Annotated in this window: 13 protein-coding genes; 6 read left to right on the top strand and 7 right to left on the bottom strand. The window is 38.7% G+C overall.

Annotated elements, in window-relative coordinates; all coding sequences use genetic code 11:
• Positions 1 to 92 precede the first annotated feature (92 nt).
• Complete coding sequence (gene cls, locus RWU19_RS13480; protein ID WP_002329090.1) at positions 93 to 1,544, bottom strand: cardiolipin synthase; 1,452 nt, start codon at positions 1,542 to 1,544, stop codon at positions 93 to 95.
• A 341-nt stretch (positions 1,545 to 1,885) separates the two neighbouring features.
• On the opposite strand from cls, the gene RWU19_RS13485 reads away from it, so the two are divergent.
• Complete coding sequence (locus tag RWU19_RS13485; protein WP_070770698.1) at positions 1,886 to 4,552, top strand: cation-translocating P-type ATPase; 2,667 nt, start codon at positions 1,886 to 1,888, stop codon at positions 4,550 to 4,552.
• 302 nt (positions 4,553 to 4,854) lie between these two features.
• Positions 4,855 to 5,604 carry a class I SAM-dependent methyltransferase gene (locus RWU19_RS13490; protein ID WP_123837987.1) on the top strand — a complete coding sequence of 250 codons (750 nt, stop codon included), beginning with the start codon at positions 4,855 to 4,857 and terminating at the stop codon, positions 5,602 to 5,604.
• Between the two features lie 22 nt (positions 5,605 to 5,626).
• Here RWU19_RS13490 and RWU19_RS13495 read toward each other — a convergent pair whose 3' ends face one another.
• The gene (locus RWU19_RS13495) at positions 5,627 to 6,781 is read right to left on the bottom strand and encodes a hydroxymethylglutaryl-CoA synthase (protein WP_002335590.1); all 1,155 of its coding nucleotides are present in this window, start codon (positions 6,779 to 6,781) and stop codon (positions 5,627 to 5,629) included.
• Between the two features lie 184 nt (positions 6,782 to 6,965).
• Here RWU19_RS13495 and RWU19_RS13500 point away from each other — a divergent pair, with 184 nt between their 5' ends.
• Positions 6,966 to 9,407: a hydroxymethylglutaryl-CoA reductase, degradative gene (locus RWU19_RS13500; protein ID WP_123837989.1), complete on the top strand. Its 2,442-nt coding sequence runs from the start codon at positions 6,966 to 6,968 to the stop codon at positions 9,405 to 9,407.
• Positions 9,408 to 9,563: 156 nt separating this feature from the next.
• Positions 9,564 to 10,343 (top strand): phosphatidylinositol-specific phospholipase C, encoded by a 780-nt coding sequence (locus RWU19_RS13505; protein WP_229507545.1) that lies wholly within the window; start codon positions 9,564 to 9,566, stop codon positions 10,341 to 10,343.
• Between the two features lie 723 nt (positions 10,344 to 11,066).
• Here the strand turns inward: RWU19_RS13505 and RWU19_RS13510 are convergent.
• From RWU19_RS13510 to RWU19_RS13520, 3 genes are all read right to left on the bottom strand, one after another.
• The gene (locus tag RWU19_RS13510; RefSeq protein ID WP_002290126.1) at positions 11,067 to 11,771 is read right to left on the bottom strand and encodes a hypothetical protein; all 705 of its coding nucleotides are present in this window, start codon (positions 11,769 to 11,771) and stop codon (positions 11,067 to 11,069) included.
• A 184-nt stretch (positions 11,772 to 11,955) separates the two neighbouring features.
• The gene (locus tag RWU19_RS13515; RefSeq protein ID WP_086286113.1) at positions 11,956 to 12,201 is read right to left on the bottom strand and encodes a hypothetical protein; all 246 of its coding nucleotides are present in this window, start codon (positions 12,199 to 12,201) and stop codon (positions 11,956 to 11,958) included.
• Between the two features lie 16 nt (positions 12,202 to 12,217).
• Positions 12,218 to 13,069, bottom strand: a complete 852-nt coding sequence (locus tag RWU19_RS13520; RefSeq protein ID WP_070770701.1) for an aldo/keto reductase — start codon at positions 13,067 to 13,069, stop codon at positions 12,218 to 12,220.
• Between the two features lie 165 nt (positions 13,070 to 13,234).
• Between RWU19_RS13520 and RWU19_RS13525 the strand changes: the two genes are divergently transcribed.
• On the top strand, positions 13,235 to 14,239 hold the full coding sequence (locus RWU19_RS13525) for a nucleoid-associated protein (protein ID WP_002290131.1): 1,005 nt from the start codon (positions 13,235 to 13,237) through the stop codon (positions 14,237 to 14,239).
• Positions 14,240 to 14,532: 293 nt separating this feature from the next.
• On the opposite strand, the gene RWU19_RS13530 is transcribed toward RWU19_RS13525, so the two are convergent.
• Positions 14,533 to 14,889, bottom strand: a complete 357-nt coding sequence (locus RWU19_RS13530; protein WP_002290132.1) for a YxeA family protein — start codon at positions 14,887 to 14,889, stop codon at positions 14,533 to 14,535.
• Between the two features lie 366 nt (positions 14,890 to 15,255).
• Between RWU19_RS13530 and tuf the strand changes: the two genes are divergently transcribed.
• The gene (gene tuf, locus RWU19_RS13535; protein WP_002289463.1) at positions 15,256 to 16,443 is read left to right on the top strand and encodes an elongation factor Tu; all 1,188 of its coding nucleotides are present in this window, start codon (positions 15,256 to 15,258) and stop codon (positions 16,441 to 16,443) included.
• Between the two features lie 189 nt (positions 16,444 to 16,632).
• On the opposite strand, the gene mprF is transcribed toward tuf, so the two are convergent.
• Positions 16,633 to 19,224: a bifunctional lysylphosphatidylglycerol flippase/synthetase MprF gene (gene mprF / locus RWU19_RS13540; RefSeq protein WP_002290133.1), complete on the bottom strand. Its 2,592-nt coding sequence runs from the start codon at positions 19,222 to 19,224 to the stop codon at positions 16,633 to 16,635.
• Between the last annotated feature and the right edge of the window lie 13 nt (positions 19,225 to 19,237).

Genomic DNA, 19,237 nt, shown 5'->3' on the forward strand with positions numbered 1-19,237 from the left:
ACCGAAGGTCAGCTGATTGAACACCGTTTATTCAGAAAAAGAGGTTGTGACACGTTTTGTCACAGCCTCTTTTCTCTACTTGAATGGAAAAATTATAAGATTGGAGAAAATAATCGAGAAATTTGTTGCTTGAATAACAGCCAATTAGACATTTCCTTCACTGTTTCAGTCGTCATTGGTGAACAATGTGTCTCATCTTCTTTAAACTGAGTAGCAAGTTCTTCTAAAAACTCAGGATCGTAGATGACAGCACTTGTTTCAAAATTCAATCGGTAGCTACGAATATCTTGATTTGCTGAACCTACCATGCAGATTTCATCATCCATTATCAATGTTTTTGCATGGAGGAAGCCATTCTCATAGACAAGAATTTGTACGTTTTCCTTGATGAGCTGACGCGCATAATATTGTGTTGCTCGATAAATAAAAGGATGATCCGGTTTATTGGGGATCATGATTTTCACATCGACACCAGAAGCAGTTGCGATTTTCAAAGCAGCAATGACACTTTCATCAGGAACGAGGTAAGGTGTCTGTATCCAAACACGTTTTTTAGCAGAAGTAATCAATTTGATAAACGAAAGCTTGATTTGTTCGCGTTCGTTATTTGGTCCGCTTGAGACAAGCTGGATGGACGTATCAGCAAGTTTGGATTCGTCTCGATCGGCTTTTTTAAAGAAATAATTCAAATGATAGCCGACCTTTTTTTCTTCAGGAACTGAGACGTTCCAGTCTGTTAAAAAACGAAGTTGAAGCAAAGAAGAAGCGGCACCGAAAATCCGTATATGCGTATCACGCCAATAGCCGAATTTTTTTGTCGTATTTACATATTGATTGGCAATGTTGAAGCCACCGGTGTAACTGATCTTTCCATCGATCACAACGATTTTCCGGTGATCATGGTAGTTCAATCGGAAACGAAGCAATGCTTTTTGCGAGGTAACAAATGTATGGACATGTCCACCATTTTTGATTAGACGATTGAAATCTTTTGCTTTTGTGCCGTGGGAGCCAAATGCATCATATAATATACGAACTTCTACGCCTTCTGCGGCTTTTTCTTCTAAAACGCGTAAGACTTGCTGACCGATAGTATCTGTCACAAATGCGTAATATTCGATATGGATCGAATGTTTGGCTTTTTTTAGATCTTGAAGCAGTGAATCTAATTTTTTTTGTCCGTCTGTGAGAAGAGTGACAGAATTCATTCTTGTCAGCGGCATACGATTTAATGAAGAGAAGAAGTCGACAAATTGTTGTTTGTCTTTGTCGCCCATGTCAGGATCGTAATGTTCAATGGTATCTCCTCTAAAAGACTGAAAGTTTTCTAATTCTTTCAAGTCACTTTGTCGGAGATAGAATTTTTTCTTATCCGTTAATCCACGTCCGAAAAATAAATATAATACAAAACCCACCCCAGGAAGGGCAAATAATACTAAGAGCCATGCCCAAATAGCTGCTACATCTCGGGGTTTGATCAAGATAGCCACTAAAGCAATAAGTGCATTCAATAGATAAAGGGCGGTTATAATACTAGATACCACAAAAATGTTCCTCCTTACATACAATAACATTAGTATAGCATGATAGAAGAAAGAAGCCTACCAAGGTGAATATACTTTTCACTCTTTTCATGAAAATGTAGGTAAATCGGGCTAAAGTAGTTGCTTTTTGTAGCTTAATAAGGTAGGATATTAGTACAGTTGAATATCTCCTTAGGGGAGTAACCGGCAACATTTTGTTGCGATAATATCAACAGTAAGTTAACCAAATGGTTTTCTGGTATTGTATGAAATGGTGAGACCTAAGACAAATGCGTATTTGTCTTAGGTCTCTTTTTTTTCAGACAGGACTAGGACCGAGATCAAAAAATGGGGGATGAAATTTGGAAAACAAGGAACAAGCACAACAAGCGGTCTATAAAGAAACGATCGACTCGTTGATGCAGCAAACGCAGAGCTCAACCGATGGATTGAGCACCACGCAAGCGAAGGAAAAATTAGAAAGAGATGGCTTGAACCAGCTAAAAGAAAAGCCGAAGAAGCCAACTTGGAAATTGTTCTTAGAAACCTTCAAAGATGCAATGGTTATCGTATTGCTGATTGTCGCACTGATTCAGATGGTCATGGGAGACTACATCGAATTCTTAGTTATTTTTGCAGTGTTGATGTTGAATTCTATCATCAGTGTTATCCAAACAAAAAAAGCAGAAGGTTCTTTAGAGGCATTGAAAAATCTTTCAGCACCTGATGCTCGAGTGATTCGTGACGGTAAAGAAAAAACGATTCCGGCAAACGAACTTGTCGTAGGGGATATCGTGTTGTTAGACGCAGGCGATTATGTACCTGCTGATGGACGATTACTAGATGCGGGTTCATTAAAAGTAGATGAAGGCATGCTGACAGGAGAGTCGACTTCCGCAGAAAAAGAAGTAATGGATATCACAAGTACTGTTCCAATCGGTGATCGTACGAATATGGTATTCAGTGGAACGATCGTAACTTACGGACGCGGTAAATTCTTAGTGACTTCAACTGGGAACAATACGGAGATCGGACAAGTTGCTGGTCTTTTGGAATCAACAACTGAGCAAGTCACTCCGTTACAACGAGGTCTGGATAAATTCAGTAAAAAATTAAGTCTGGCTATTTTGGCATTATCTCTACTGATTTTAGGTATCCAATTGTTCCGTATTTATCTTGGAGAAGGTACAGGAGATATGACTGCAGATATCGTCAGCGCAGTGATGTTTGCCGTAGCCGTAGCCGTAGCTGCTATTCCAGAAGCATTACAGTCTATCGTAACAATCGTGTTATCTTTGGGAACGAATAAAATGGCGAAACGTCATGCCATTATCCGAAAACTTCCAGCAGTTGAGACACTTGGTTCGACAAGTATCATCTGTACAGATAAAACGGGTACATTGACACAAAACAAAATGACAGTTGTTGACTACTTTTTAGGAAATGGCGATACTGGAGATTTCACAAACGATCCTTCAAAGTGGACAGCTGACGAACGTCGTTTGATTGAAATCAGTGTCTTAGCGAATGATGCATCAATCAGTGAAGATGGGACTAAATTGGGCGACCCTACGGAAGTAGCGTTTATCGATTTTAGTGAAAAACTAAACCAGCCTTATCAGGAAATTCGAAACAACTACCCAAGACAAGCAGAACTTCCTTTTGACTCAGATCGAAAATTGATGTCTACTGGACACACGATCGATAACGAAAATTACTTATTTGTCAAAGGGGGACCAGATATCGTCTTCCAACGCAGTAAAAAGGTATTACTGAATGGCGAAGTTGTTCCGATGACGGATGAATTGATGAAAAAATTCCAAGAGCAAAATGAAGCTTTTTCAACACGAGCATTACGTGTACTAGCTTTTGCGTACCGTCCACTTGATAATTTTGATTTGTCATTTGAAGATGAAGATGATTTGATCCTTGTTGGTTTGCTTGCTATGATCGATCCTCCACGTGCTGAAGTCACTCAAGCGGTGACAGAAGCAAGAAGTGCAGGAATCAAAACGATCATGATTACTGGTGATCACAAAACAACAGCTGTTGCTATCGCAAAACAAATCGGGATTTTTGAAGAAGGAAACTTAGCTCTGACTGGAACGGAATTAGATGAATTAACAGAAGAGCAACTAAACGAAGTTTTAGAAAAAGTCACCGTTTATGCACGTGTTTCTCCTGAAAATAAAATCCGTATCGTTCGTGCTTGGCAAAATAAAGGTCATATCTCCGCTATGACAGGTGACGGCGTAAATGATGCACCAGCATTGAAACAAGCAGACATTGGGATTGCTATGGGAACTGGTACAGATGTGGCAAAAGATGCAGCAGCGATGGTATTGACGGATGACAACTTTGCTTCTATTGTCAGCGCAGTAGAAGTAGGACGTAACGTGTTTGATAATATCAAGAAAGCTATTTCTTATCTATTTGCCGGAAACTTAGGTGCGATCATTGCGATCATCTTTGCCTTAGTTGCTGACTGGTCCAATCCATTTACAGCATTACAACTGCTGTTCATCAATTTAGTCAATGACTCACTACCAGCGATTGCATTAGGTACAGAAAAAGCAGAACCCGCTACGATGAACCGTCCGCCAAGAGATCCAAATTCAGGAATCTTTACGGACAAAACATTGATTTCTGTAACGTATCGTGGTGTGCTGATTGGGATTGCTGTTATCTTCGCTCAATGGCTTGGTATGCAGCATTCACCTGAATTCGGTGTAGCTATGTCATTTTCAACATTGATTTGGTGTCGGACATTGCAAACATTCCCAGCACGTTCAAATACACAAACAGCTATCCAAGCAGGGTTCTTCTCTAACAGAAGTGTCTTACTAGCTGTAGTTGTATGTAGCGCGCTTTACTGCTTAACAATGATTCCAGGACTGAAAGAAGTCTTCTCTATCCCATCAGCATTTGGATTGACAGAAGTCTTTACATGTATGGGAATCGCCCTTGTGACAATCATCTTGATGGAAATCACGAAATTGATCATTGTACGAGTACAAGGAAATAAATAAAACGAATCAAGGAGGTTGTGAAATCAGCGTTCTGATCTGAGTATTAGAGAAACAAACGGAAAAATAGTTCCTCATATTTTGCCGTTTGTTGAGCTAATACCGAAGGTCAGCTGATTGAACACCGTTTATTCGGAATAAGGGACTGTGACACGACGTTTGTCACAGTCTTTTTTTATTTATAATAGACGGAAAGCAAAACATTTTTTTATTCATCAAAAGAGATATAATAGATAAAAGAGGAGAGTTATTTATTCCGAAAAGTGAAAATATCTAACAAAAATCAAAAAGTAAGAGGGATTCAAATGAATGAAAAAGAATGGGATGATTTTGCGGAAGAATATTATGAAATCCAGCAAGAATCACAAACAACTATTGCAGAAGATGTAAGAGAATATCTGAAGTCGGAGAAAGTCCTGCCTGCTGAAATAGTAGCAGACGTTGCCGGAGGATCTGGCAGATTTCTTTCTTTAGCAAAAGAAGTTAATCACTACGATTTGATTGATTTTTCTTCAGGAATGTTAGCAAATGCAAAAAAAGAAGCAGAAAAAATTGACTTATCAAATGTTTCCTTTATCAAACGATCATTAGAAGAATTTATCCAATCCAGTGAGACATATGAAGTGGTTTTTACAGCAGCAAACCCAGCTTTGACACATCCCAATCAATTAGAAAAACTGATGAAAAAGTCAAGCAAATGGTGCGTGATAATGAGAGTAGTGGAATCAATCGATGATGTTTTTTATCCTATCGAAAAGCAACTAGGAATGATAGAAGATCCTAATACAACCCCATTTATCATGGATCAATTTGAATCATATTTAATTGATAAAGGATTCAAAGTAAAGAAAAAAGATTTTACTTATTTTGCACAGGAATCAATTACTGAAGAGTGGATGAAGATGTACTATGAAGAGTACGCAAAAGATCCTGTTATGACTAGATATATTCGCAAACTATTCAGTGAAAAACAAGAAATCATCAGTACGACTAGGTTGACCTATCGATTGCTTCTCTGGTCCAAGGACAAAAAAAGATCCCCTCACATTTCGTGAAAGGGTCTTTTTTATGCGTGTATTATATTTTGTAATAACGAATATCATTTTCAATTTTTGTAATCGAGAAAGGTACGTCTGATGTATATTCTGCGCTTTCTCCATGTTCAGGAAGCGATTCGCTGAAAATCGTTTCATATTCGTCAACAGAGATTCGTTTTCGAGAATCCAGCATCTCTTGATGAGATTGCGCGAAGAGATATTCTTGATAGTTTTCCTCCAGATAACCTGTAAAAAATTCACTTACTGCACCAGAACCGTAGCTGAATAAACCAATGCGGTCTCCTGGCTGCAATGATTTCGAATTTTCCAGTAGAGAAGTTAGTCCAAGGTATAATGAACCAGTGTAAAGATTACCGATTCGTCGGCTGTAACGAATGCTTTCTTCATAGCGAGCCAGTAGCCGTTCTTGATTCCCTTCATCTGTTTGGTCTAATACGCTTTGCAATGCCTTTTTTCCCATCTTCGTATATGGGATATGGAAAGCAATCGCTTGATAATCTTCGAGTCCTCGACCCGATAATTCTTTATGTCGATTCCAAACTTTTTGGAACGATTCGATATACGTAGAATTAGATAAAGGTCCATCGACAACAGGAAATTCACTGTAATCTGGACGCCAGAAATCATAGATATCTTCTGTCAGAAATACGCTGTCGTCTTCAATCGATAAAATACGCGGATTTTGAGTGATCATCATCGCAACAGCACCGACACCTTGCGTCACTTCCCCCCCGCTTGCCAAGCCGTAACGAGCAATATCACTTGCTATGACTAGTACTTTTCGTTCTGGATGATTTTTGACATATTCTTTTGCCATGTGTAAAGCTGCGGTGCCACCGTAGCAAGCTTCTTTTACTTCAAAAGAACGAGCAAAAGATTGGATTTTTAGTAAATGGTGGATAATTACCGCACTCGCTTTTGAATGGTCAATCCCGGATTCTGTTCCGACGATGACCATGTCGATTTGCTCACGGTCTTTTTCTGTCACGATCTTGCTGGCAGCATTTGCCCCTAGTGTAATGATATCTTCATTCGCACGATTGACTGCCATTTGGTCTTGACCAATACCGATATGATATTTTGCAGGGTCATCTCCACGGCTTTCTGCTAATTCTGTCATATCTAAATATAAATTAGGAATAAAAAAGGAAAGACGATCAATCCCTATTTTCATTTCAACACCTCTTTACTCATGATAAAAAACTTACTTTACTAAAGTATCATAAAAAGATTAAAAGAAATATAAAAAAGCGAATATTTAAGGATTGTTAAAATTTAATCTTAGAAAAAACTAACTGGAACAAGAGTTATTTGTTTTTATAGCAAAGAATGGTATATTTTTGTAGGAGGTGGCTTACTTGAAAGAAGTCGTAATGATAGATGCTGCAAGAACGCCGATAGGAAAGTATCGCGGAAGTTTAAGTCCATTTACTGCAGTTGAATTAGGCACACTTGTGACCAAAGAATTATTAGATAAAACAAAACTGAAAAAAGATAAAATAGATCAAGTAATATTCGGGAATGTCCTGCAGGCTGGTAATGGTCAAAATGTTGCTAGACAAATTGCTTTGAACAGCGGTATCTCAGTGGATGTCCCTGCAATGACAATCAATGAAGTTTGTGGATCTGGTATGAAAGCAGTGATTTTAGCACGTCAACTGATCCAATTAGGTGAAGCAGAGCTTGTGGTAGCAGGCGGAACAGAGAGTATGTCACAAGCACCTATGCTGAAACCCTATCAGTCAGAAACAAATGAATATGGCGAACCAATTTCCAGTATGGTCAACGACGGATTGACTGACGCATTTTCAAATGCACATATGGGATTAACCGCAGAGAATGTGGCAACCCAATTTTCTGTGAGCAGAGAAGAACAGGATCGTTATGCCTTGGCATCCCAATTGAAAGCAGCTCAAGCTGTTGAAGCTGGCATGTTTTCTGAGGAGATCATTCCGCTCAAGATTTCTGCTGAAGACGTGTTATCTGAGGATGAAGCAGTTCGTGGAAATAGTACATTGGAAAAATTGGGTACATTACGTACAGTATTTTCGGAAGAAGGAACAGTAACAGCAGGCAATGCTTCTCCATTGAATGACGGTGCCTCAGTGGTGATCCTTGCATCCAAAGAATACGCAGAGAATAATAATCTGCCTTATTTGGCAACCATCAAAGAAGTAGCGGAAGTTGGTATTGATCCAAGCATCATGGGAATCGCTCCAATCACAGCCATTCAAAAATTGACAGATAAAGCAGGAATAGCTTTACCAACGATCGATCTTTTTGAAATCAATGAAGCATTTGCGGCTTCATCTATCGTGGTCAATCGAGAACTACAGTTAGATGAAGAAAAGGTCAATATCTATGGAGGAGCAATCGCATTAGGACATCCAATTGGGGCAAGCGGTGCACGGATTTTGACCACGTTAGCTTACGGATTGCTTCGTGAGCAGAAGAGATACGGGATTGCTTCATTATGTGTTGGCGGAGGTTTAGGCTTGGCAGTCTTGTTAGAAGCGAATACGGAGCAAACACGTGAGGATTTGCAAAAAAAAAAGTTCTATCAGCTCACGCCATCTGAACGGCGCAGTCAATTAGTTGAAAAAGGTGTATTGACACAGGAAAATGCACTGATTTTTGAGGAACAAACACTTTCTGAAGAGCTCTCAGATCATATGATTGAAAACCAAGTGAGCGAAGTGGAAATCCCAATGGGCATTGCACAAAATTTCCAAATCAATGGCAAGAAAAAATGGATCCCGATGGCTACAGAAGAACCATCTGTTATTGCAGCTGCAAGCAATGGCGCAAAAATCTGCGGAAATATCTGTGCAGAAACACCTCAACGGCTGATGCGCGGACAAATCGTTCTATCAGGAAAATCGGAGTATCAAGCAGTGATCAATGCAGTGAATCATCGAAAAGAAGAACTGATTCTTTGTGCAAATGAAAGCTATCCTTCCATCGTGAAACGCGGGGGCGGTGTTCAAGATATCTCTACACGGGAATTTATGGGAAGTTTCCATGCCTACCTATCTATTGATTTTTTAGTGGATGTAAAAGATGCAATGGGTGCCAACATGATCAACTCGATTCTTGAGAGCGTAGCAAACAAATTACGGGAATGGTTCCCTGAGGAGGAGATTCTATTCAGTATTTTAAGTAATTTTGCTACAGAATCGTTGGCTTCTGCCTGTTGTGAAATCCCCTTTGAACGCTTAGGAAGAAGTAAAGAAATTGGTGAACAAATTGCTAAAAAAATCCAGCAAGCAGGGGAATACGCGAAGCTTGATCCGTATCGTGCAGCGACGCATAATAAAGGAATCATGAATGGTATAGAAGCTGTAATAGCAGCTACAGGAAATGATACACGTGCGGTAAGTGCTTCGATCCATGCCTATGCGGCAAGAAACGGATTATACCAAGGATTAACAGACTGGCAGATTAAAGAAAATAAACTAGTTGGGAAGTTAACAGTGCCTTTGGCTGTGGCTACAGTGGGCGGAGCTTCTAATATCCTGCCAAAAGCTAAAGTATCCTTAGCTATGCTAGATGTCGATTCAGCCAAGGAACTAGCGCAAGTAATGGCTGCTGTAGGGTTAGCTCAAAATCTTGCTGCTTTGCGAGCATTAGTTACAGAAGGAATCCAAAAAGGACACATGGGGCTTCAAGCTCGTTCATTAGCGATCTCAATTGGGGCAGTTGGTGAGGAAATCGAGCAAGTTGCGCAAAAATTACGTGAAGCAGAAAAGATGAATCAGCAGACAGCTATACAGCTATTGGAAAAAATCCGAGAAAAATAAAAAAGTATCTTTAGAGGAAGAAAGCAAGATTTGCAGTTATTTTATTTACTGCAGATCTTGCCTTTTTTTCTTTTACGAGAAAAATGCGTCCATTGTTAGAATATTTTTCTAGCTATAATTAAGTGTGCGCACAAAATAAAAAAGAATGGAGAACTTATGAATAAGAAAAAACTTACCGTACTACTGAGCATCTGTTTTGGGGTGTTTTTACTAGGTTATAAAGTCCCAATCTCTTATGCCAATATGACTACCGAATCTTGGACAGCTCGTACATATAATCGGAATTGGATGAGTCAGTTAAGAGATGATGTACGTCTATCAGAATTATCTATTCCAGGGACACACAATTCAGCGACAGCAACTTATAGAGGAGGACTCAGTGATTATGTGAGAACACAAAGTATCGACATCCGCAAGCAACTTGACAATGGAATACGTTTTTTAGATATACGTGCACGTGCCATTGATGGTGTTTTTACGATGCATCACGACAGGTACTATCTAAACCAGAATTTCGGTGATGTACTTAATAAAACAGTGGCCTTTCTTCGTGACAATCCTGAAGAAGTAGTCTATATGAGATTGAAACAAGAATACAGTAGTGAAAATGACCATACATTCAACCATATTCTTAATACACGATATTTACAAGATAGTCGCTGGAGAGATTACTTTTATTATGGAAACGCTAATCCGACTCTTAGCGAGACACGAGGAAAAATCGTCATTTTTCGTAATTTCTTGGGAAATAATGTCGGAATCCCATATCCGTCAAGTTTTGATATACAAGACTATTGGAATCCAGTGAATCCAAATGATAAACGATGGGCTGTCGAGCAGCAAATTGATAGAGCAAATCAAAGTAGAGGGACGAATGGTGTTAAATATATCAATTTTTTAAGTGCAAACGGATTTTGGAGCGGCGTACAGGGGTAGGCAGCAGTAACCAATCCTTTTACCTATTGTCGTATATTACATAGAAATATCAGACACATAGGAATCGTTCCTAGCGATTACCCAAGCGAAAAGCTCGTCAATGCGATTATTGACATCAATCATCGCTTATTAAAAGATACTGAAAGCAGAGGCAAATACCATGGCTATATCGCTTCTATTCAATGTCAAGCAGATGTTTGGAAAGTAGTAGACTGGAATCAGAGTAACAATACTGGGATCATATTTAGAAATCGAGGTCATTCAAATCAAAAATGGATTTTCGAATATGATGAACAGACAAGATCATATATCCTAAGAAGTCTGGCAAATCCAAGATATCTTCTAGCAGAAGATATCTCATCTCGTGACGTAGAGATGATCGGTGGTTTCTTGACTCGGGCAAGATGGCGATTGATACCAGCTAGGGAAGAGCATGTAAATGGGGATGTTTATTATCTACAAAGTGTTCGGAGCCAACGAGTCTTAACTGTGCAAAACGACATATATTTAGATAATCGTCCTTTGCGTATGCAACCTTTGGAACATGCGCAAAGACAACGCTTTGTCATTCACAGAGAGGACATGCAATAGACAAGAAAAACAAATTGAAAAAAGCACGAATCTATTGTTATATTCGGATATATATTTTTAATATTAACTATTTATTATATGACTAAAAAGGCTGGAATCTTCGATTCCAGCCTTTTGTGACAAATAGAATTTTTATCTATCGGTAATCGCTGTCGCTGCAAATTGTTCAATTAAAGGAATCAAAGTCAATTTGACTTTGTATTTTCGTTCAAGTGCTTTTTCGATGACAAATTCATTTTCAGCAGTCATAGAAATAGTTGCTAACTTACGAGGTTCATCCGCATTTTTTTCATAAATAACTACTTCTTGTTCATTTTGTTCTGTGTAAAATTTAGGATACTCAGCAACAGCTTTTGAAAAATCAGCAAAACTTAAAGCGGCATTCGTATCAGTTGAGCGTGTATTTTCAGTTGTGTCCGCTTTTGGTTCTTCCACTTTTTCTTCTGGCACACTGACTGTTTCTTCTGTCACTGGTGTTGCAACGGTTTGTGCAGTTGGTTCATCGTTTTTCAATCGTTGATCATTCCAGTAAGATACGATCTCAATAAGAAGATTGTCACGGAATCGTTCGAAAATACCGTTTTCTCCCGAACGGATCCGCTTTAATACAGTATTGAAATTATCATCGATAGGCACGTTGATTCGTGTATCTTCATTTGTTTTTCCAGCTAATCCGATCGTTAAGATTTGACGGTTTTTGGGATCAAGCATGACTTGTAATGGCAAACCATAACGTCTCAAGCTTTCATCTTCTAGAGAACGGAATAACTGTCCTCTTACACCATCCAATGAAGGACGGAATTGATTTAATAATTTTTGTTTCTGTTTTTTCTTCATATGTTCTCTCCTTCGCTCATACCCTTTCGATTATAAGAAAAAAAAAGCCAAATGAAAAGGAGTAATGCAAAAAAACTTGCGTATACGCAAATTACAACAGAAAAATTTGCTTATTTTTCCATTTTTTGAAAGAAAAATAAAAAAAGGAACAGGTTATCTATTCACATAACCTGTTCCAATCTTTTTATCTTTTCGGTATCAAGGCAAAAACAGGTAACTCAGGTGAATAAATGACTTCATGTTCGTGCCAAGTTGTGACCATTAGTGAATGATCGAACCGTTTTTTTAGCTCTTCGATAATTTGATTATGTGTCCAGTTTCTTGCAGGAAAATGTTGGATCTTCTCTGCATCGATCAAAAAGACAAAATCGGAATGAAAAGTCTGAATGACTTCTTCCGAGAGAGAATTCAAGCGTTCGATTGGATCCATAAAATCACCTTTCGACTTAGAATTGGGTAGTATCTGGGTCTTTTGCCTTGCCAACTACACCATCTAACTGATCAATTTGTTTCATTTCTTCTTCTGTCAATTCAAAATCAAACAGTTCAGTATTTTCTTTGATTCTGCTTGGTGTGACTGACTTAGGAAGAGGAAGGAATCCGTGTTGCAATGACCAACGTAAAGCAACTTGTGCGATCGTCTTGTCATGCGCTTCAGCGATTTGTTTCATTTCAGGTACATCGAAGATTTTCCCAGTGCCTAATGGGCTGTATGCTTCAAGGATCATCTCATGTTTTTTTGCATACTCAACTACAGCTGGCTGTAATTCACCTGGTGCAAGGAAAACTTGATTGACCATTGGCATGATTTTTGCTGTTTTAGCAAGTGTATCTAGATGGTGGGGCAAGAAATTGCTGACACCAATTGCTTTGATTTTACCTGCTTCATACAGTTCTTCAAATGCCCGCCATGTATCTGCGTTTGCTTGTTCCCAATTATCACGAAAAGCAACTGGATTTGGCCAGTGAATCAAGAACAGATCTACGTAATCTGTTTGGAGTTTCTTTAATGATTCCTCAAAAGAAGACATCACAAGTTCATAACTGTGATTGGCATTCCATAACTTTGTTGTTAGGAAGATCTCTTCTCTAGGAATGCCACTTTCCTTAATCGCTTGGCCGACACTTTCTTCATTCTTGTATCCTTGGGCAGTATCGATATGGCGATAACCTGCAGCCAGTGCTTCTTTAACAGAGGAAACAGCGACATCCCCGTCAGGTGTTTGCCATGTGCCGAATCCTACTATTGGAATTTCGTAACCATTTGATAGACGATACGTGCTTGTTAATGAATTCATACTTTCAGCTCCTTTTTTATTCGTTCATCTATAAGTTTAGCGCATTTTCCAAAAAAAAGAATCCATTTTGTTTCTACTATTGAAATTTTTGTTTAAAAGAAAATGATTTTGATTCTGGCATTTTTGATTTTTTTTCCGTAAACTAGGACAGAAGGGAATGAGGAAATGGATATCTATTTAAAAAAAGCAATCCTGCATATTATTGACAGAGAAACGGGTTCGCCGGTCTTTTCACAAAAAGAGCTGGATCTGACAAAAGAATATATTCGTGATTTTCTTCAAAAGAAAATCCAAAAAATCTCTTCTGCCCAAACGAAAACTGGACAATTGGCAGAAGAAAGCATGATCGTTGAATCACTTAAAATCGCTCAAGAAAATTTTGTGGAAGCAAGTGAAGCAATCGTTCAGCGATGGTTCGATATTTACCAAGAAAGTGAAGAGGCGCCAAGTGCAGATGTATTTGTTGTTTTGTATGAATTAGATACAGTGATGTACCTATCTTTATTGAAAGTCAATTATCGTGAGGCTTATACGCATTTTGTTGAAGCAGACGAAGTAGGGATTGACAACCGTTTGATTTTGAACCGAGCAATACTAGGCGCGAAAACACAAAAAGCAGATGAAGCCTTCGCGGTGAACTTGTCCGATTGGACCTACGAATTGATTGAAAAAAAATATGAGTTTTCCGGTAAAAAAGAGCTTTATTTTTCTGGAAGAGTGATCGAAAGTGTTCCTGCACCTTCTTTAGAGGAAAACGTAAAAGTGATCCAAAAAGTAGCCAAGCATCTCGGAAAAAAATTCGAGACAGAAGAATTTGATATCATGGCTGATTTAAAAGAAGCTGTCTATGACACGATAGAAGAAAAAGGACGGTTGGATCATGAGATGATCGCAGAAAAAGTCTTCAAGGAAAACATTACGGCAAAACTGGCTTTTAAAGAAGAAGTACAGGAGCAAGGGTTTGTCCCAGAAGCCCCCCCTGTAAAAGAAGTACAAGAAATTTCTGAGAAAAAATTTGGAAAACAAAAATTTAAACTATCAAACGGAATCGAACTGATTGTACCAGTCGATGTATATCGCAACCCAGATTTGATTGAATTTGTGAATAATCCGGATGGTACGATATCTGTGATGATCAAAAATGTGGATGAAGTATTGAATCGTTTATAAAAGTGACTGGAACATTAGATGTTCAACTACCGATGTTTAGTTGAATGAATGGTCCATGAGAAGGATCTGAAAAGACGAATATAACAAAAAAAGAGCGTGAGACAAAAGTAAAGAACACTTTTGTCTCACGCTCTAAACACGTATAAACGGCGGAAGCAGAAGCAACTCCTTCGGAAATAAGCTGAAATTCACAAGAATTTGAAAAGCAAGTTTCATGAATTTCTTCTTATTTCTTGGAGTTAAACGCTCGTGTCCCAGCCTCTTTTTATCTAATAAAATTTTAAGACCACCGATTATTGATCGATTTTTTCTGCCGCATTTTTAGGGACTTCAGAAGCTTTTATTTCTTCCCAGCTTAATACACCTTTACGAGGATTGACTTTGAGTTGGAGATACGCATTCATCTTTAATGGATGTTCTCTTACTTCATGAAGCGTCACTTGTTTTTTTTCTCCATCTTTGTTATAAGCCGCTTGCTTGTAGGTATAAGTCGTAAATTTTTCTCCATTATCTGTTCGGAAAGCTGACATTTCGCCATTCGTCGTGATTTTTGTATAATAGGCTTCGCCGCCGTAAAAATAATGATAGGCTGCAAAACTTCCGCCGAGAAAGATGCCTAAAACGACAAGTACGCCAATTAATTTTTTCATGTACTTCACCTCTCTTCTTATTATTAACGAAATAGAAGATTTCGTCTATTGAAAGTTGTTGGCGACAGCTGAATTTTAAACTTTTCCTCATTTTGTTCTTATTGCTTCAAAAGAAAGTTAAAGAAGAGCTTGAAGTTTTTCTCAAAAACATAATTTTTTATTTATAAAAGGTACTTTTTTCGCGTATAAGACAGGCGAGTGCTCTTAGTTGACTTTGACCAATTTTGACGTATAATAAGCTTAGTTCGAATCTTACAAAAAGTAAGCCGGACGTATTCTTTTTGATTTATTCAAAAAAGGACTATAATAAAAAAGTGAGAGCTGAAATCCTTCAGTGATCTATATTATTTAGGAGGTTTGTAAATTATGGCAAAAGAACATTACGACAGAAGTAAACCACACGTTAATATTGGTACAATTGGACACGTTGACCATGGGAAAACTACTTTAACTGCTGCGATCACTACAGTATTAGGCAAAAAAGGCCTAGCAAATCCTCAAGACTATGCTAGTATTGATGCAGCTCCAGAAGAACGTGAACGCGGGATTACGATCAATACCGCACACGTAGAATATGAAACAGAAAAACGCCACTATGCGCATATCGATGCACCAGGACACGCGGACTATGTGAAAAACATGATTACAGGGGCAGCCCAAATGGATGGTGCCATCTTAGTCGTTTCTGCAACTGATGGTCCGATGCCTCAAACACGTGAACACATTTTGTTGTCACGTCAAGTTGGTGTAAAATACCTAATTGTTTTCTTGAACAAAGTAGATTTAGTCGATGATGAAGAATTGATCGATTTGGTAGAAATGGAAGTTCGCGAGTTATTGAGCGAATATGGTTTCCCAGGCGATGATACTCCTGTGATCAAAGGTTCCGCATTAAAAGCATTGCAAGGCGATCCTGATGCTGAAGCTGCTATTATGGAACTGATGGATACAGTGGATGAATATATCCCAACACCAGAACGTGATACAGATAAACCATTACTATTACCAGTGGAAGATGTTTTCTCCATTACAGGACGAGGAACTGTTGCCTCAGGTCGTATTGACCGCGGTGCTGTTCGTGTCGGTGATGAAGTAGAGATCGTAGGGATCAAACCTGAAACACAAAAAGCAGTTGTCACAGGTGTAGAAATGTTCCGTAAAACGTTAGATTACGGGGAAGCTGGGGATAACGTAGGCGTACTGTTACGTGGTATCCAACGTGACGATATCGAACGTGGACAAGTACTTGCTAAACCAGGTTCCATTACTCCACATACAAAATTCAAAGCTGAAGTGTACGTGTTGACAAAAGAAGAAGGTGGACGTCATACACCATTCTTTAACAACTACCGCCCACAATTCTACTTCCGTACAACTGACGTTACTGGAACAATCACGTTACCAGAAGATACAGAAATGGTCATGCCTGGTGACAATGTGACGATTGATGTTGACTTGATCCACCCAATCGCTGTTGAAAACGGAACGACCTTCTCCATTCGTGAAGGTGGCCGTACAGTAGGTTCAGGTATCGTTACAGAAATCGAAGCATAAGAAACGTGACTCGAATATTTTGGTAATGAAAAATGTTTAAAATGAAAAGCGGTCAAAACAGAAATCTTGTTTTGACCGCTTTTTTTGTTCTTCAATTGTACAATAAGAGAGGGCAGGAGCCGTACCTCACGCTTTGGTTCAGTCTCTTTTATTTATATTGTGAGTGTTTCCTTACTAACTACGCAGTTTTTAGTACTTTCTTCGTATCCATTTTTTCAAACCATTTATTCTACCTTGTGTCTGCTCAACTGGCGCATTATCAATAATCAGCAAAGCAATCATAACATATGCAATCCAACTATCTCGCGAATATAGGGTGTAGCGTGAGACCCAGTTCGTAGCGTACTTGCTTTTGTATTCTCTTAATCCATGGAAAGAATAAAAATGAGAGCCAAACTCGTAAACCAAGTAAGCAATTCTTTCCTGTAAAAAACTCTTTCTGGAAGTTCCAACATTTGAAAGAGGTGCCATCCCTAAATTGAACCATTGGATATGTTCTTCTTTCATATAAGCAAATAAATGCAGGAACAAGAAATCCATACTGCCGGAAGGGGCTTTTTTGGGATCATATCGCATCAAATCGATCGTTCCTACTTTGTTGTTCGTGTAAGTAGGCATGATCGTCGCAAAAGCGACAATTTCTTCTTGAGTATTTTTGACTACAGCAATAGGCGCTCTTTGTAAATAATCTTCCGAGAAAAAGCCTAAAGAAAAACCTTTTTCTTTTCGTGAACCCAACCAATTATCAGAAATATTTTTGAAAATACTCATTTGCTCAGCAGAAAACGGCGGTTGTAAGACATCAAATGTAAATCCTTCTCGTTCAATTCGGTTCAAGACAGCCCGAGTGCCCTTCATTTTTTTCCCTGATGTTGTAAAACTATTCAGGTCTACATAAGCTTCTTCCCCCATTTTAATGAAGTCATAGCCGAATTCATGCAAAATCATAACGATCTCTTCGCTTGTTTCGTAGAAAACAGGTAAATAACATAATCGGTCTGTCTCTTCGATGAAAGCTTCAATTGCTTCTGGAAAATCTTCTTTCTTACCAGAAGGATCGCCCATTACGATGCATTTATTATTGAAGCAAGCGAATTGGAGAAGCACAGTTGGTTCACCGTCTTTTTCGTAGGCAAACATCCGCTTGTCTTTTAAGAAGATCAATTGACTGTCGGAGTTTCCTCCATAAGTTGTGAGGATCTTCAGTGCCTTTTCTTCATTAAAGGCTTCGCCAATCTGTTTCTTTTCTCCTTGAAGAAAATGGACAAATAGAACGATCATGAAGCTAACGGCGATAATGGCCAACAACCCTGAAAACCAAATCTTTTCAGAAGGGAATAAGAAAAAGGAAATAAAATGGTGACGCCGATGTGGAAAGTCAGGCAGATTGTATACACCAATAACGATATAAAGCAATGTCAATGCACCGATAATGATTCCGTCGATCGTACGCCATTCCCACGAATAGATGAGTTGTTCCCGAAACAGTTCGTTTTTGGACGCAAGAATGATCAGAAGCAGAATAGACAAGAAAATCACCGGTGTGAAGCTAAAATCGCTTAATAAAACATAAAACAAAGCGAGTGCGATCAAGAAAATTGTAGGCAGATAGGCTCGTTTTACGCGTGCAGCGATCCCTCTCCCCATAACAATCAAAAGAAATCCTAATAATATACTAGGAAATTGGATAATAAAGTGGAATTTCAATGGGTTCAAACTATGAAGCCAGCGAAACTCTGTAAAAGCTTGCGGAATAGTGGCAGAAAGTACCAACATGATTCCAGAAAAGTATAAGAGGACAACCACGATTTTATGCGCGATTTCTGTTGCTAACTGCTTAGGGATCCCTGAATAACGTTGATCAAAAGTGGAACCGATATTTTTGAAGAAAAAGACGATTCCAATCAAAAACGGAATGATGTAGTAGAACAGACGATAAAGCAAGATCCACACAACGACTGTTTCTCTTGGCACACCAATAGCAGATAATCCGATAATCATCATCACATCGAAACTGCCGATCTCGCCAGGAATCATAGACACAATCCCTATCACTGAAGCAGCAATGAATAACGGAATCGTTTGCCACAGATCGATTCGGATTTCCATTAGGTAACCAACAGAAAGGAAACTGAACAGAACACCAGACCATTCCAATAATGAAACAAGCAAGAGCTGTCCTTGCGTTTTAAGTGAGGTACCACCAAGGAATCCTTTCTTTTTGAAAGTAGTGAATAAAAAGACAACAGGGAAATACAGACCGCCGCCAATTAGCCATATCCAATATTGCTTCAAAAAAGGAGCAACTGGCGTGAAGACTACAAGTAAAAAAGAAAGCAGACTGTAAATAGAAAGTCCAGCCATCAAAAACAAGAAAACTTTCGATAATGCCTGGATCACGTTTCTGCTCTCTTTCTTTTGTCCATATAGCTCAGAGCGAAGCCCCACACTGACAAACCCGCCGAAACCGGCAATATTGTTGATTGTATTGATCAGCCAGCTTGTCTCAAACAAGTAACGAGGATTCTGCTTTTGTTCAAGCATCCGATTTAAAATAATATCATAACCAATCATAGGTAACACAGAGACAAGACCAATCAACAGCATAAGTCCGCTTTTCCAAATAGGTATAGTGGCAAACGTTTCTCCTAATTGCTGGATAGATAGAGTCTTACCGATGGACATCAATTCACCGACAATAATGACAATGACAGAAATCAAAAAGATTGTTTTGAACAGTCCTAGATGGTTTTTCAGCCATTGTATGGTAGTTTTTAACAAATAAATCACCTTC

It is taken from the genome of Enterococcus sp. 2STP, assembly GCF_032465635.1.
GTDB classification, from domain to species: Bacteria; Bacillota; Bacilli; order Lactobacillales; family Enterococcaceae; genus Enterococcus_B; species Enterococcus_B lactis.